Source organism: Bacillus sp. ABA4_010, assembly GCF_056159105.1.
In genome coordinates, this window is record NZ_JBSWUN010000004.1 from 351,042 (window position 1) to 365,783 (window position 14,742).

Below are 14,742 nucleotides of genomic sequence, written 5' to 3' on the forward strand. Positions count from 1 at the left end.
TTTTTCGAGTTAGTTTTGATATATAAGGATAATAATGGTATTTCAGGGAACGTTGTCATATCAATTGGAAGAAAAAAATTTAGTTATTTTTTATTATTCTGTAGATTAAAAAAAGAAGAGTTGCTATAATTCACTTTATCGAAATTTGAAAGGACGAGTCACAATGAAGCGTTTTAGTCGAAAAGAACTTATTTTTCTTAGCTTTATGCTATTTTCTATGTTTTTTGGTGCAGGTAACTTAATTTTTCCGGCCTTTTTAGGCCGTTCTGCTGGTGAAGACCTGTCATTCGCTTTGGCTGGGTTTATTATTTCAGCCGTTGGCTTGCCGATTCTTGGGGTTATGGCCGTTGCGAAGGTAGGAGATTTTTCAACGTTAACGAATCGCGTTCATCCGCTATTCGCGGTAATGTTTCCGTTTTTAATCTATGTATCAATTGGCCCTGGTTTAGCAATTCCGCGTGCGGGTACAATCGCTTATGAAATGGGGATGAAGCCATTTGTGCCGGCTGGTGCTGCTGATCAGCCATTCATGCTTGTTGCATATACGATTGTGTTTTTTAGCATCGTCTTATGGTTGAGCTTGTCTCCATCTAAACTTGTGGATCGGTTTGGAAAACTATTGACACCTATTCTTTTATTTATGATTGTGATTATTTTTGTAAAGAGTCTTTTCACGCCAATCGGTTCATTTGGAGAGACGGCAGAAGCGTATGCAAGTAGTCCGTTAATGAAAGGATTTTTAGATGGATATTTAACGATGGATGCATTAGCTTCTCTTGTGTTCGGAATTGTTGTAGCTAATACGATTCGCGCAAAGGGAGTAGAAGATCAGAAGCAAGTATCTAAATATATGATGATCGCGGGATTGGGTGCAGGAACGCTACTTGCGGTTATTTACAGCATACTAGGTTTCTTAGGCGCTTCTAGTGCAGAACTTGGTCAAGCAGAAAATGGTGCTCAAGTGCTTACGGCTGTAATGAATCAACTGTTTGGTCAAGGCGGCACGCTTATGCTAGGAGCGTTGTTCACACTTGCTTGTCTATGTGTATCAATTGGTCTTGTGATTTCATGTAGCCAATATTTTTCAGGAATCATCCCAGCTCTTTCGTACAAACAATGGGCGATTGTGTTAGCAGCATTGAGCGCCTTTGTTGCGAACCTTGGATTAACACAAATTTTAGCGGTTTCTGTGCCGATTCTCGGAGCCATTTACCCAATGGCAGTGGTCTTAATTATTCTTGGGTTGTTAGACCGTCAATTACAGCAGGCCAAAGTGGTGTATTTAACAACGATTGTGCTGACAGGTGCATTCAGCCTGACTGAAACGATCAATGTTACATTTTTAGCTCGCTCATTGGATGGCGTTCTATCGTACTTCCCTCTTTATGCTCAAGGCATCGGCTGGATTGTACCAGCGATTGTTGGAGCGGCAGCAGGGTTACTGTACAGCAAAGTAAAAGGGACAAAAACAGAAAACGATCAATCAAAAGCTGCATAAAAAGATATTGAAGCTGTCAAGATATGAATTCTTGGCAGCTTTTTTCTATATAAATAGAAGCTTGGCCCATAATTTTGCGGAAAATGGAATATTTCAGCGAAATAACGCTTTTTATCGGTGAAAATGGGAGAAGGCAGAAGGGGAATGGGGAAAAATAGTGAATACGTAATGAAAGGAAATGGTTGACGTTATATGGTAACCGTTGTAAACTACAAATAACTTTAATTTATTATCTCTCTAATGCGTTATCAAACTAAAGTATTTTGAAAAGGACGTGTCTTAGTGGCCAAGTTGTTTATGTTTGAAAAACCATTGGGTATGCGTGATACCTTACCTGTTTTATTTGAGCGAAAAAAACAAGCCCGTGAGAAACTGGCAGCCGAGATTAGCGAGTGGGGCTATCAATATATGGCAACACCTACTCTTGAGTATTACGAAACGGTTGGAAATACATCTTCTATTCTCGATCAACAGTTATTTAAGCTGTTAGATAAAGAAGGACATACGCTCGTTTTGCGTCCGGATATGACTAGTCCAATTGCTCGTGTCGCAGCTTCCAAGCTTTTGAATCGGATTCCGCTTCGTCTTGCCTATGAAGCGAATGTATTTCGAGCCCAGCAAAATGAAGGAGGGCGCCCGGCGGAGTTTGAACAAGTAGGCGTTGAGTTAATCGGAGATGGAACCATTAGTGGTGATGCCGAAGTGATTGCCTTAATGATTCAAGCGTTAAAACGCGCTGGATTATCTTCTTTCAAAGTGGCAATTGGCCACATTGGTTATGTGAATGCTTTATTTTTAGAGATTGTCGGCAATGAAGAAAGAGCCAACATGCTTCGCCGTTTTTTATATGAGAAAGACTATGTTGGTTACCGCAGTCATGTAAACAAATTAAATTTGTCTTCCATCGACAAGCAACGTCTTCTCCAGTTATTAAGTTTACGTGGGAATGAGACAAAAATTGGCGAGGCAATTGATTTAGTGGAAAGTGAAGCAGGACGAGAGGCGGCTCGCGAACTTCAGCATTTATGGACGACGCTTCAATCCTATGGGGTGACGAACGAAATCAAGGTCGATTTCAATTTAGTTAGTCATATGAGCTATTACACCGGTATTTTATTTGAGGTGTTTGCTGAAAACGTTGGATCACCAATCGGAAATGGCGGACGCTACGATCAATTGCTTGAAAAATTTGAAAAAACAACATGTGCGACCGGTTTTGGAATTCAGTTAGATCGTTTAATCGAGGCGTTGAACGGCACTGGATACGAATCACAATCTGCGGTCTGTATTTTGTTTAGTCAAGAGCGTCTGCAGGAAGCTTTGCAGTTAGCGAAAACAAGAAGAAGCAAAGGCGAGCGTGTCGTTTTGCAAGATGTGGCGGGTGTCCAAAGTATTGATAATTTTACGAGCAGCTTTACGGATGTTCTTTATTTAATTGGAAAAGTGAAAAAGGAGGAGGAAGAATGAGTCAAGTCACCATCGCCATGCCAAAAGGTCGGATTTTTGAAGAGGCGGCCGATTTATTGCGGAAAGCGGGATTTCAGCTTCCTCCTGAATTTGATGATTCCCGGAAACTCATTATTGATGTGCCGGAAGAACAAATGCGTTTTATTTTAGCCAAACCGATGGACGTTACTACTTATGTCGAGCACGGGGTGGCGGATCTTGGAATTGCGGGCAAAGACGTGTTGCTTGAAGAAGAGCGGGATGTGTATGAATTGCTCGACTTAAATATTAGTAGATGTCATTTAGCGGTAGCTGGTCTGCCCGATACGGTCGCTTCGGAGGTGGCTCCGAAAATTGCGACGAAGTATCCGAAAATTGCCTCTACGTATTTCCGCGAGCAAGGGGAACAAGTGGAAATCATTCATTTGAACGGTTCCATTGAGCTTGCGCCCATGATCGGGTTGGCGGAGCGAATTGTCGATATTGTCTCAACAGGCCGTACTTTAAAAGAAAACGGACTGATGGAATTAGAGCGTATTACGGATATTACGTCCCGCTTAATTGTGAATCCGGTGAGCTACCGGTTAAAAGATGAGCGAATCGATGAAATTGTGCAGCGCTTAACAGCGGTAGTAGAGCAAGCATAAAGGGAGGTCAGCGCATGAACATTCAACGGTTAACGAAGGAAGTCAGCTTAAAACGTACGATTGATCAAGGAACGGATGAGCAGCGACAAGCTGTTTTAGCTATCCTAGATTCTGTTCGTACTCAAGGCGATGAAGCATTGAAGCAGTATACCGCAACATTTGATGGTGTGTCTTTATCGTCGTTTCTTGTGAGTGAAGAGGAAAAAAGGGCAGCCTATGAGCAAGTGAGTGAAGAGATGATTGCAATTATCCGTGAGGCCGCTGCAAACATTCGCGATTATCATGAACGAATGGTGCAACAGTCTTGGATGGTAACGAAAGAGGACGGTACAATTTTAGGGCAGAAGGTGACACCTCTTGATGCTGTCGGTGTTTATGTGCCGGGGGGAACTGCGGCTTACCCGTCCTCTGTCTTAATGAATGTTGTACCGGCACAAGTGGCTGGCGTTCAGCGAATTGTGATGGTATCGCCACCGCAAAAAGACGGTTCGCTTCCCGCTGGTGTGTTAGTTGCGGCGACTGAACTTGGGGTAGAAGAGATTTATAAGGTTGGAGGAGCTCAAGCGATCGCGGCACTTGCATATGGAACGAAAACGATTCAGTCTGTCGATAAAATTGTCGGTCCAGGCAACATTTTTGTGGCCCTTGCGAAACGAGAAGTATTTGGCATGGTCGACATCGATTCTATTGCCGGACCGAGTGAAATTGTCGTCTTGGCGGATGATACAGCTTTAGCGAATGAGGTAGCGGCAGATTTATTATCACAAGCAGAGCATGATAAACGAGCATCCAGCGTACTTGTGACAACCTCTATGTCGCTCGCTGAAGAAGTAGCGGAAGAAGTGAAAAAACAGCTTGAAACTTTGCCGAGGAAAGATATCGCAGCTGCTTCCATTCAAGAATACGGAGCCATTTATGTGGCGGATACGATGACTGAGGCCGTGCAAGCTGTGAACGATTTGGCACCGGAGCATCTTGAAATTATGACGGAACAGCCGATGAACTTACTCGGTTCCATCCGTCATGCTGGCGCTATTTTCTTAGGTCGTTATAGTTCAGAACCCGTGGGCGACTACTTTGCTGGACCTAACCATGTATTGCCGACAAACGGCACAGCGAAATTTTCGAGTGCGTTATCGGTAGATGCGTTTGTAAAAAAGTCGAGCATTATTTCATATAGTGAAGCTGCACTGACGCAACATCACGGGAAGATCGCCGCATTTGCGAGACTGGAAGGGCTTGAAGCCCATGCACGCGCAGTCGAGTCACGATTTAAATAAAGGGAAGGAGTCATACATCTATGAGGGAAGCAAGCGTACAGCGAACAACGAAGGAAACGGATATTGAGCTATCCATTAATGTGGACGGAGAAGGAGTATCGACCCTTGAGACCGGTGTTCCGTTTTTTAATCATATGCTTGATGCGTTTACAAAAAATGCACTATTTAATCTGACTGTAAATGCAAAGGGCGATATTGAGATTGACGATCATCATACAGTCGAAGATATCGGTATTTGTTTAGGGCAGGCGTTCAAAGACGCCGTCGGTGATAAGAAAGGGATTAAGCGTTACGGAAATTCATTCGTTCCGATGGATGATGCTTTAGCACAAGTCGTGGTAGATTTGAGCAACCGTCCGCATTTTGAAATAAGAGGCGATATACCAGGAAGTCGCGTCGGGACTTTTGATACAGAGCTCGTCCATGAATTTTTATGGAAGTTCGCACTGGAATCCCGAATGAACCTACATGTGATTATCCATTACGGACGCAACAGCCACCACATTATTGAAGCCGTCTTTAAAGCACTAGGCCGTGCGTTAGATGAAGCGACAATGATTGACCCGAGGATTAAAGGCGTTCCATCAACGAAAGGGATGTTGTAAATGATCGGTATTATTGATTATGGAATGGGGAATTTATACAGTGTTAGCAAGGCGCTGGAACGGTTGAATTACGACTATTTCGTGTCAGACCAACCTGCTGAACTAGAGAAAGCGACTGCGTATATTTTGCCCGGAGTGGGCTCGTTTAAAGATGCGATGGAGCAGTTGGACCGAACGGATTTAACGACATTCGTTCAAAATGTTGTGGAAGAAGGAAAGCCACTACTGGGCATTTGTTTAGGCATGCAGTTGCTTTTTGAAGAAAGCGAAGAGAATGGATTGACGAAGGGGCTCGGCTTTTTACAAGGACGTATCGTAAAATTTCCTGGTGTAACAGTGGACGGAGTGCGCTATAAAGTCCCGCACATGGGATGGAATTCGCTCACCTTCCGTAACCCATCGCCGCTTTTAGAGGAGATGGATGAAGGTCACGTCTATTTTGTTCATTCCTATTATGCCGAGACAAATGACCCCTCGATTATATTAGCAACAAGTCATTACGATGTAGAAGTGCCGGCGGTTGTCGGAAAAGGAAATGTGTTTGGAGCCCAGTTCCATCCAGAAAAAAGCAGTGATGTAGGCATGAACATCTTGAGAAACTATGCGAACTTTGTAGAGAAAAGAGGACGTTAACATGAGTATATTTACGATTTATCCAGCGATTGATATGCGCGGCGGAAAATGCGTCCGTTTGCTGCAAGGAGACTATAATCAAGAAACAGTATACGGTGATTCACCGGTCGAGATGGCTGGGGAATTTGCTAAATCAGGGGCTTCATGGATACATATGGTCGATTTAGATGGAGCGAAGCAAGGAGCACGTGTGAATGACCAATTTGTCGTAGATGTGAAAAAGACGTTAGGTGTTCAAGTACAAATTGGCGGTGGCATTCGTCGGGAAGAGGACGTTGCGTACTACTTAGAACAAGGAATTGACCGAGTCATTTTAGGAAGTGCTGCAATTTCTCACCCTGAATTCGTCAAAAAAATGCTTCGTGAGTATGGCTCGCGTATTGCCATCGGAATCGATGCGCGTGACGGGTATGTCGCAACAGAAGGCTGGCTGGAAACATCGAATGTAAAAGCAACGGAGCTTGGCCAACGCTTGGCCGATGCAGGAGCAGAAACGTTCATTTTTACCGATATTGCTACAGACGGAATGCTGTCAGGTCCGAATGTAGAAGCTATTGTTGAAATGGCAAGGGCAACGGGCAAACAGGTCATCGCGTCTGGCGGTGTGAGCTCGATTGCTGATTTATTGTCATTAAAAGAATACGAACAGGACGGAGTAGCAGGAGCAATTGTCGGAAAAGCCATTTATACGAATCAATTTGCGTTAGGTGATGCGTTAAAAGAGGTGTCTTCTTCATGATTACGAAACGTATTATTCCTTGCTTAGATGTGAAAGACGGTCGTGTAGTGAAGGGAATTCAATTTTTAGAGCTCCGTGATGCAGGAGACCCAGTTGAACTAGCAAAGGTTTACGATCAAGAAGGAGCGGATGAACTTGTTTTCCTTGATATTTCCGCTTCGCATGAAGGGCGTAAAACGATGGTTCACGTGGTGGAGCAAGTCGCAGCTGAGCTTGCCATTCCGTTTACAGTTGGCGGAGGGATTAATTCCCTTGAAGACATGAAACGAATTCTTCGAGCGGGAGCAGATAAGGTGTCTTTAAACACAGCCGCTCTTCTGCGTCCTGAGCTCATTACCGAAGGGGCGGACTTTTTCGGCTCGCAGTGCATCGTTGTAGCGATTGATGCGAAATACGACGAAGAGCTCGGCTCATGGCGTGTATACACACATGGTGGCCGCAATGCGACGGAGTGGGAAGTCGTAGCGTGGGCGAAAGAAGCGGTGGAGCGCGGTGCAGGTGAAATTTTGTTAACGAGCATGGACCGAGACGGGGAAAAAAGCGGCTTTAACATTGCGCTTACAAAAGCAGTCAGTGAAGCTGTGACGGTACCGGTCATCGCGTCTGGCGGCGCAGGAAATGCGGAACATTTTGTCGAAGGGTTTACGGAAGGGAAAGCAGATGCGGCATTGGCTGCTTCGATTTTCCATTATAAAGAAACATCTGTAAAAGAGATTAAAGCGTATCTCAAACAACAGGGAGTGGACGTCAGATGATAGAAATGAATCAAATTAAGTTTGATGAACAAGGGTTAGTACCTGCTATTGTACAAGATGCTGTAAGCAAAGAGGTGCTGACGCTTGCCTATATGAACCGTGAGTCGCTGACCAAATCAATGGAGACGAAGGAAACGTGGTTTTACAGCCGTTCGCGCCAAGAACTTTGGCATAAAGGAGCGACATCAGGTAATACCCAAACCATTACGGCGATGACGTATGATTGCGATGCGGATGCAATTCTTGTCCAAGTTCAGCCAAACGGCCCGGCGTGCCATACTGGTGCTTACAGTTGTTTTCATGAAACGGTAATGGGGAAAGAAAACGGTGTGAAGAGGTCCGACCGCTTTGCAATTGTTAATGAGTTAGAGCAAGTGATTGCTCAGCGTCAAGCAGACATGCCAGAAGGCGCGTATACAACGTATTTATTTGAAAAGGGTGTCGACAAAATTTTAAAGAAAGTCGGCGAAGAAGCAGCTGAAGTCATTATTGCGGCAAAAAATCGCGATAAGGAAGAGTTGAAATGGGAAACGGCCGATCTTTTGTATCACCTTCTCGTTTTATTGCGTGAGCAAAAGCTTCCGTTAGACGAAGTTCTGGCAGTGCTGGAAGAGCGTCACAGTAAAAAAGAAGATTGAAGATAAAGAGTGAAGGGAACAACACAATGGATGTGCGGTTTCTTTCACTTTTCTTTTTATTTTCCGTACGTGAATCATGCAGAGGTTCTATCGTGAAGGAACGTTACATGATTTCTCTATATGGGAGCTGTATAAAATGTGATATACTACGAACGGTGAACATATAGAAATTCGGAGGAATCCATGGGAAAACACTCAAATATAAAAGAAAGTATTGCACAGATTTTACCGTTCGTCCAAACAGGAGAGTATTATTTTAAGAAGGGCCTGAAAGCGTACCGAAGCCGGGATGTATTTAAGGCTAAAAAATATTTACAGCGTGCTCATCACCTAGAGCCTTACAATATAAATACGATGTTTCAATTGGCCACTGTGCTGACAGAAATCGGAGAATATCAGCAGTCCAATCAGCTTTTGACGTCAATTATTCAAGAACTCGATCCCCACATGCATGAATGCTACTATTTCATCGCTAATAATTATGCCCATCTCGGTTTATTTCAAGAAGCACAAAAATATGCCAATCTCTACCTTGAAGCGGAATCTGAAGGTCCGCTTGCAGAGGAAACAGAGGATTTGCTTGATTTGTTGTCGATTGAAGTGGAAGACGGCGAACTGGATTTAGATGAATATGAAGACGATTTGATTATTAAGCAAGAACGGGCAAGGCATTTATTGGAACAGGCCAAGTTTGAGGAATCTATTACTGTATTAAAGGGAATGATTACAGAATATCCAGAGTTTTGGTCCGCTTACAATAATTTAGCGTTGGCCCATTTCTATTTGAATCGTGTAGATGAGGCAATGGATGTATTAGATGAAGTGTTAACTAAAAACCCAGGTAACCTCCATGCGTTATGTAATCGATTAATTTTCCATTATTATTGCCAAGAAGATGACAAAGCAGAAAATCTTTTGCAACAGTTATCGACGGTGTACCCGTTATTAATTGAGCACCGTTACAAGTTAGGCACAACCTTTGCATTAGTAAAGCGATATGACTTAGCCTATAAATGGCTTCGTCATTTATATAAGATTGGTTTTCAAGGAGAAGCGTCATTTTATTACTGGTTATCGTATGCCGCTTATCATACGGGGCATGAAGCCTTTTCACGATTGATGTGGAAACGACTAATTGAGGAAGTACCAGAAAAAGAAGGATCTGAACCGTGGAATGAAGGAGAATGGTTGGAGGAAATGCATGAATTACAGCATATCATCAACGAAAAAATGTCGAGTGATCAAGAAGAATCCCAACTGACCGGCATCTTTTTAACCCACCTTCTTGGACAGCCGCAACAAGTTGACGTGCTGCGGCAGTTCGGTTCATCGTTTACAGAGGAAAACAACGTGAAGTCGTTTTATCAATATGTGTTAGCAGGAGCCTTGAGCAATGGCGAGTCTTATGACATTCATGATGCATATGATATTGCGTTCATCCTGTTTAAATCAGTCGATTTCCAAGAGGCACCAAGTTTATTGGACTACTGGTTTAAGCTTTGTGTACGAGGCAGCCATATGGACATGAAAAATAGAGAAGCATGGGCGGCCGCCATTTTGTATATGTGGACAAAGCAAATTAAAAAGGAAAAAATTTCGCAGGCGGAAATTGCGGCAGTTTACGCTCTTTCGTCTTCTACCGTTTCGAAATACGTAAAAAGAGTGAATATGCTTCTCCAATGAGCAAAAAAATAGACGTTAGAAGTGACAATATATAGGATAGTAGTAAGGAATGAAATGATTGCTTAAAGGAGTGTTATTCCATGTCAGAAGAAAAAATTTATGATGTCATTATTATTGGGGCGGGTCCTGCCGGTATGACGGCAGCAGTATATACATCACGTGCAAATTTATCTACATTAATGATTGAGCGTGGAGTACCTGGTGGCCAAATGGCCAATACAGAAGAAGTTGAAAACTATCCTGGCTATGACCATATTTTAGGGCCGGATTTATCCAATAAAATGTTTGAACATGCTAAAAAGTTCGGTGCTGAGTATGCGTACGGTGATATTAAAGAAGTGGTTCAAGACGGGGATTACAAAATTGTACGCGCAGGAAGCAAAGAATACAAAGCTTACTCTGTCATTATTTCAACAGGGGCAGAGTATAAAAAAATTGGTGTACCTGGTGAAAAAGAACTGGGCGGTCGTGGTGTATCTTACTGTGCGGTTTGTGACGGTGCGTTCTTTAAAGGAAAAGAGCTTGTTGTTGTAGGTGGAGGCGACTCTGCAGTAGAAGAAGGCGTGTATTTAACACGTTTTGCAACAAAAGTAACCATTGTACACCGACGCGATGAGCTTCGTGCCCAAAAGATTCTTCAACAACGTGCGTTTGATAACGAAAAAGTTGAGTTTATTTGGAATCACACGGTGAAAGAAATCAATGAAAAAGACGGCAAAGTAGGCAGTGTTACACTTGTTCATACAGAAACGGGTGAAGAACAAGAATTTAAAGCAGACGGTGTCTTCATTTATGTGGGAATGCTTCCACTCTCTAAACCATTCGTCCAACTTGGAATTACGAATGAAAATGGCTACATTGAAACAAATGAGCGCATGGAAACGAAAGTAGAAGGTATTTTTGCTGCAGGAGATGTGCGTGAAAAATCTCTTCGTCAAATTGTAACGGCGACGGGTGACGGGAGTATTGCGGCTCAAAGTGCACAGCACTATGTAGAAGAGTTAAAAGAGAAGTTCAAAACAGCTCAGCAGTCATAAGAACTATTCTCTTTTTAAAACGTAACTCTGTTTTAATCGTGCTGTAACACGGCTGCAACATTCATCGGTTACTATATAGTTAGTAATTGACCCCCTTTTATAAAATATATCTTTTGACAAGCACAGGAACCTTACCTGTGCTTCTTTTTTTATGGGTACATAATTAAAAGTACGAATCGGAAAAGGTTTGTCACAAGTTGAGTTCATTGTGGGAGGCATTTGATTCATAGTATAATAGAAGAAATGACAGTGTCTACAAGAGGTGGAAAATATGCAAAGGGTCACAAATTGTGTACTAATAAAAGATAATCAAATATTATTGCTTCAAAAACCTCGTCGTAATTGGTGGGTGGCCCCGGGAGGAAAGATGGAGCAAGGTGAATCTGTCAAAGATTCTGTTGTGCGCGAATATAGGGAAGAAACGGGCATATATCTAAAAAATCCTACCATTAAAGGGATCTTTACCATCACAATGAAAGAAAATGATCAAGTTGTTTCCGAATGGATGATGTTTACTTTTTTTGCTACAGATTTCGACGGAACAAATGTGTTAGAATCAGAAGAAGGAAAGGTAGCTTGGCATGACTTGAATGATGTTCATGAGTTAGCCATGGCCCCGGGCGATTATCATATTATTGATTATGTCGCAAAAGGGACTGGAATGATTTACGGTAATTTTACGTACACAACAGACTTTGAGCTGTTATCATATCGAATTGATCCATGTTGAAAACCATTAGTTAAAGGGGGCAATTGAGGATGAGTGTTGGTTCTGTAAGTGACATTCAATTAGTAATCATTACGGGAATGTCAGGGGCTGGGAAAACCGTCGCTATTCAAAGTTTTGAAGATTTAGGTTTTTTTTGTGTCGATAATCTCCCTCCTACGCTAATTCCAAAGTTTTTAGAGCTGATGAAGGAATCTGGAAGCAAAATGAACAAAGTGGCACTCGTCATGGATTTACGGGGACGCGAGTTTTTTGAAAGCTTATTTGAAGCGCTCGATAACTTAGCTGAGACGAACTGGATTACCCCACAAATTCTGTTTTTGGATGCAAAAGATTCTGTGCTCGTTACTCGTTATAAAGAAACGAGACGTTCTCATCCGCTGGCTCAAACAGGCCTTCCGCTGGAAGGAATTCAAATGGAGCGTGAACTGCTTGAAGAGTTGAAGGGAAGAGCCCAAATCATCTATGATACATCTGACTTAAAGCCGCGTGAACTGCGGGAAAAGATTATTAGTCAGTTTTCCACTCATGCTTCTCAAGTGTTCACAGTCAATGTGATGTCGTTTGGCTTTAAATATGGCATTCCGATTGATGCTGATTTAGTGTTTGATGTTCGCTTTCTCCCGAACCCGCACTATATTGACCATATGAGGCCGAAAACGGGACTTCAAGAAGAAGTATCAACATATGTTTTAAAATGGAACGAGACGCAAAAGTTCATTGAAAAGGTCCTCGACTTGCTCTCTTTCATGCTTCCTCAATATAAACGTGAAGGAAAGAGCCAGCTTGTTATTGCCATTGGGTGTACTGGAGGACAGCACCGATCTGTCACGCTGGCAGAATATATCGGTCATCACTTTGAAAAGGAATATAAGACACATATTACTCATCGTGATATCGAGAGGAGAAAGGAAAACGTTCGATGAACAAAGAACGAACACCTAAAATTGTCGTCATTGGAGGGGGAACGGGGCTGCCTGTTTTATTGCGGGGACTTAAATATTTGCCCATTGACATTACGGCGATTGTAACGGTAGCTGATGACGGTGGAAGCTCAGGCCGTTTACGAAATGAATTGGCTATGCCCGCTCCAGGCGATATCCGCAATGTGTTGGCAGCTTTATCAGATGTCGAGCCTCTCGTCGAGGACTTGTTCCAGCATCGCTTTGCTTCGGGTAATGAGTTGACGGGACATTCGCTCGGGAATTTGATTTTAGCTGCCATGACATCCATTACAGGGGACTTTGTCCATGCGATTCAAGAAATGAGTAAGGTATTGAATGTGCATGGGAAGGTTCTGCCGTCAGCAAATCGAAGTGTGGTGCTTCATGCTGAAATGGAAGATGGCACGATCATTTCCGGTGAATCTCATATCCCTCTATCAGGGAAAACAATTAAGCGAGTATTTTTAACGCCGAATGATGTCGAACCTTTATCTGAAACGATTCGCGCCATTCGAAGCGCAGACCTGATTGTAATTGGGCCGGGAAGTTTATACACAAGTATTTTGCCCAATTTAGTCGTTCCAAAAATTGGCGAAGAACTATGTAAAGCAAAAGCGAAGAAAGTGTATGTTTGCAATGTGATGACACAGGCAGGGGAAACGATGGATTATAAAGCGAGCGATCATGTGAAAGCGTTATACAGTCATATCCCTTCGCCGTTCATTGATTACATTATTGTTAATGATGCAGACATTCCAGAGCACATTCAAAAAAAATATGAAGCAGAAAAAGCGAAGCCGGTCATCTACGATCGTGCGGCATTAGAAACGTTAGGGGTAACGGTTGTTCACGATCATATTGTCGACTATGAAGATGGAGTTATTCGTCATGACACAAAGAAAGTGGCTTCGTTAATTTTTTCACTGCTTGATCCGCAGCCGATAGGATAATTGTCACTTATTGAGCTTCTACGGGTAGTTCTTCCCTACTTCAACAAGGAAGTAAAGACTAAACAAGTAACGTCCTTTACATCGGAAGTAGGATGCTACTGCCTGTTCATGCGAGATAAAAGGAAGAAAGGCGGATTTTCTATCGCCTCAATAATAGATAAAACATAACTTGCATAGAATGGAGGTGGAGAATTGTCATTTGCATCCGAAACGAAAAAAGAACTAACGAATTTAGAGGTGAAAAGTTGCTGTGCCCAAGCAGAGCTTTCTGCTCTTATTCGAATGAATGGATCGCTGTCATTTTCCAATCGTAAGCTGACGCTCGATATTCAAACAGAAAATGCGGCAATTGCAAGGCGCATTTATACATTAATTAAAAAAAGCTATGATGCTGCGGTTGAATTGCTCGTGCGGAAAAAAATGCGTCTCAAGAAAAATAATGTGTACATTGTTCGACTCGTTGACAAGGCCCGTTCTATTTTAGAGGACTTGAAAATATTGAATGAAGATTTTTCCTTTGTCCGCCGTATCTCAGATGATTTGATCAAAAAGAAGTGCTGCAAGCGTTCTTACTTGAGAGGAGCATTTTTGGCTGGAGGGTCTATTAATAACCCTGAAACATCTTCTTATCATGTTGAAATTTTCTCTTTATATAAGGAGCATAATGATTCATTATGTGAACTAATGAATATATTCCATTTGAACGGGAAAACATTAGAACGAAAAAAAGGCTTTATTACGTATTTAAAGGAAGCAGAGAAAATCACCGAATTTTTAAGTGTAATTGGAGCACATAATGCGCTTCTCCGCTTTGAGGATGTGCGTATTGTTCGAGATATGAGAAATTCCGTCAATCGCCTTGTGAACTGTGAAACGGCCAATTTGAATAAAACAATAGGAGCAGCAATCAGGCAGGTTGAGAACATTCGCTTAATCGATGAAGTAGTAGGCCTTGATACACTCCCTGAAAAACTTCGAGAAATTGCCCGTCTGCGGGTTGATTATCAAGATGTGACGCTAAAGGAACTTGGCGAGATGGTATCGGGTGGGAAAATTAGCAAATCTGGCATCAATCATCGTTTGCGAAAAATTGATGAAATTGCAGAGAAACTGCGTGCAGGACAAAGTGTGTAATACAATTAAAAACAAGGGATGAATAG

At 42.5% G+C, this 14,742-nt stretch carries 15 protein-coding genes; all 15 read left to right on the plus strand.

The window, feature by feature from the left end; genetic code table 11:
* Positions 1 to 163: 163 nt before the first annotated feature.
* The 15 genes from brnQ to whiA all read left to right on the plus strand — a co-directional run bounded on the left by brnQ (position 164) and on the right by whiA (position 14,716).
* Positions 164 to 1,498 carry a branched-chain amino acid transport system II carrier protein gene (gene brnQ / locus ACXAEO_RS21250; RefSeq protein WP_474884829.1) on the plus strand — a complete coding sequence of 445 codons (1,335 nt, stop codon included), beginning with the start codon at positions 164 to 166 and terminating at the stop codon, positions 1,496 to 1,498.
* Positions 1,499 to 1,780: 282 nt separating this feature from the next.
* Positions 1,781 to 2,965 (plus strand): ATP phosphoribosyltransferase regulatory subunit, encoded by a 1,185-nt coding sequence (locus tag ACXAEO_RS21255; RefSeq protein WP_474884830.1) that lies wholly within the window; start codon positions 1,781 to 1,783, stop codon positions 2,963 to 2,965.
* The gene (hisG, locus tag ACXAEO_RS21260; RefSeq protein ID WP_474884832.1) at positions 2,962 to 3,591 is read left to right on the plus strand and encodes an ATP phosphoribosyltransferase; all 630 of its coding nucleotides are present in this window, start codon (positions 2,962 to 2,964) and stop codon (positions 3,589 to 3,591) included. The genes ACXAEO_RS21255 and hisG overlap by 4 nt, the downstream gene beginning before the upstream one ends.
* A gap of 14 nt (positions 3,592 to 3,605) precedes the next feature.
* Positions 3,606 to 4,871, plus strand: coding sequence for a histidinol dehydrogenase (gene hisD, locus ACXAEO_RS21265; protein WP_474884833.1), 1,266 nt, complete (start codon positions 3,606 to 3,608; stop codon positions 4,869 to 4,871).
* A 20-nt stretch (positions 4,872 to 4,891) separates the two neighbouring features.
* The gene (hisB, locus tag ACXAEO_RS21270; protein WP_474884834.1) at positions 4,892 to 5,476 is read left to right on the plus strand and encodes an imidazoleglycerol-phosphate dehydratase HisB; all 585 of its coding nucleotides are present in this window, start codon (positions 4,892 to 4,894) and stop codon (positions 5,474 to 5,476) included.
* Positions 5,477 to 6,109, plus strand: a complete 633-nt coding sequence (gene hisH, locus ACXAEO_RS21275) for an imidazole glycerol phosphate synthase subunit HisH (RefSeq protein ID WP_474884836.1) — start codon at positions 5,477 to 5,479, stop codon at positions 6,107 to 6,109.
* 1 nt (position 6,110) lies between these two features.
* Positions 6,111 to 6,848, plus strand: coding sequence for a 1-(5-phosphoribosyl)-5-[(5-phosphoribosylamino)methylideneamino]imidazole-4-carboxamide isomerase (gene hisA / locus ACXAEO_RS21280; protein WP_474884838.1), 738 nt, complete (start codon positions 6,111 to 6,113; stop codon positions 6,846 to 6,848).
* A complete protein-coding gene (gene hisF / locus ACXAEO_RS21285; protein ID WP_474884839.1) occupies positions 6,845 to 7,603 on the plus strand; it encodes an imidazole glycerol phosphate synthase subunit HisF in 759 nt (252 codons plus the stop codon). The genes hisA and hisF overlap by 4 nt, the downstream gene beginning before the upstream one ends.
* The gene (hisIE, locus tag ACXAEO_RS21290) at positions 7,600 to 8,241 is read left to right on the plus strand and encodes a bifunctional phosphoribosyl-AMP cyclohydrolase/phosphoribosyl-ATP diphosphatase HisIE (RefSeq protein ID WP_474884841.1); all 642 of its coding nucleotides are present in this window, start codon (positions 7,600 to 7,602) and stop codon (positions 8,239 to 8,241) included. The genes hisF and hisIE overlap by 4 nt, the downstream gene beginning before the upstream one ends.
* Positions 8,242 to 8,424: 183 nt before the next feature.
* Positions 8,425 to 9,924 (plus strand): tetratricopeptide repeat protein, encoded by a 1,500-nt coding sequence (locus tag ACXAEO_RS21295; protein WP_474884843.1) that lies wholly within the window; start codon positions 8,425 to 8,427, stop codon positions 9,922 to 9,924.
* Positions 9,925 to 10,004: 80 nt separating this feature from the next.
* Complete coding sequence (gene trxB, locus ACXAEO_RS21300; protein ID WP_474884845.1) at positions 10,005 to 10,961, plus strand: thioredoxin-disulfide reductase; 957 nt, start codon at positions 10,005 to 10,007, stop codon at positions 10,959 to 10,961.
* A 271-nt stretch (positions 10,962 to 11,232) separates the two neighbouring features.
* Positions 11,233 to 11,691, plus strand: a complete 459-nt coding sequence (locus tag ACXAEO_RS21305) for an NUDIX domain-containing protein (protein ID WP_474884847.1) — start codon at positions 11,233 to 11,235, stop codon at positions 11,689 to 11,691.
* 29 nt (positions 11,692 to 11,720) lie between these two features.
* Entirely contained in the window at positions 11,721 to 12,614 is an 894-nt protein-coding gene (rapZ, locus tag ACXAEO_RS21310; RefSeq protein ID WP_474884850.1) for an RNase adapter RapZ, read from the plus strand.
* Positions 12,611 to 13,582, plus strand: coding sequence for a gluconeogenesis factor YvcK family protein (locus tag ACXAEO_RS21315; RefSeq protein ID WP_474884852.1), 972 nt, complete (start codon positions 12,611 to 12,613; stop codon positions 13,580 to 13,582). The genes rapZ and ACXAEO_RS21315 overlap by 4 nt, the downstream gene beginning before the upstream one ends.
* A 192-nt stretch (positions 13,583 to 13,774) precedes the next feature.
* Entirely contained in the window at positions 13,775 to 14,716 is a 942-nt protein-coding gene (gene whiA / locus ACXAEO_RS21320; RefSeq protein WP_474884853.1) for a DNA-binding protein WhiA, read from the plus strand.
* Positions 14,717 to 14,742: the final 26 nt, after the last annotated feature.

What these genes read in the sequence shown, in the direction of transcription:
- brnQ (WP_474884829.1), top strand. Translation starts at nt 164, where the DNA reads ATGAAGCGTTTTAGTCGAAAAGAACTTATTTTTCTTAGCTTTATGCTA.
- hisG (WP_474884832.1), top strand. Translation starts at nt 2,962, where the DNA reads ATGAGTCAAGTCACCATCGCCATGCCAAAAGGTCGGATTTTTGAAGAG.
- hisD (WP_474884833.1), top strand. Translation starts at nt 3,606, where the DNA reads ATGAACATTCAACGGTTAACGAAGGAAGTCAGCTTAAAACGTACGATT.
- hisB (WP_474884834.1), top strand. Translation starts at nt 4,892, where the DNA reads ATGAGGGAAGCAAGCGTACAGCGAACAACGAAGGAAACGGATATTGAG.
- hisH (WP_474884836.1), top strand. Translation starts at nt 5,477, where the DNA reads ATGATCGGTATTATTGATTATGGAATGGGGAATTTATACAGTGTTAGC.
- hisA (WP_474884838.1), top strand. Translation starts at nt 6,111, where the DNA reads ATGAGTATATTTACGATTTATCCAGCGATTGATATGCGCGGCGGAAAA.
- hisF (WP_474884839.1), top strand. Translation starts at nt 6,845, where the DNA reads ATGATTACGAAACGTATTATTCCTTGCTTAGATGTGAAAGACGGTCGT.
- hisIE (WP_474884841.1), top strand. Translation starts at nt 7,600, where the DNA reads ATGATAGAAATGAATCAAATTAAGTTTGATGAACAAGGGTTAGTACCT.
- ACXAEO_RS21295 (WP_474884843.1), top strand. Translation starts at nt 8,425, where the DNA reads ATGGGAAAACACTCAAATATAAAAGAAAGTATTGCACAGATTTTACCG.
- trxB (WP_474884845.1), top strand. Translation starts at nt 10,005, where the DNA reads ATGTCAGAAGAAAAAATTTATGATGTCATTATTATTGGGGCGGGTCCT.
- ACXAEO_RS21305 (WP_474884847.1), top strand. Translation starts at nt 11,233, where the DNA reads ATGCAAAGGGTCACAAATTGTGTACTAATAAAAGATAATCAAATATTA.
- rapZ (WP_474884850.1), top strand. Translation starts at nt 11,721, where the DNA reads ATGAGTGTTGGTTCTGTAAGTGACATTCAATTAGTAATCATTACGGGA.
- ACXAEO_RS21315 (WP_474884852.1), top strand. Translation starts at nt 12,611, where the DNA reads ATGAACAAAGAACGAACACCTAAAATTGTCGTCATTGGAGGGGGAACG.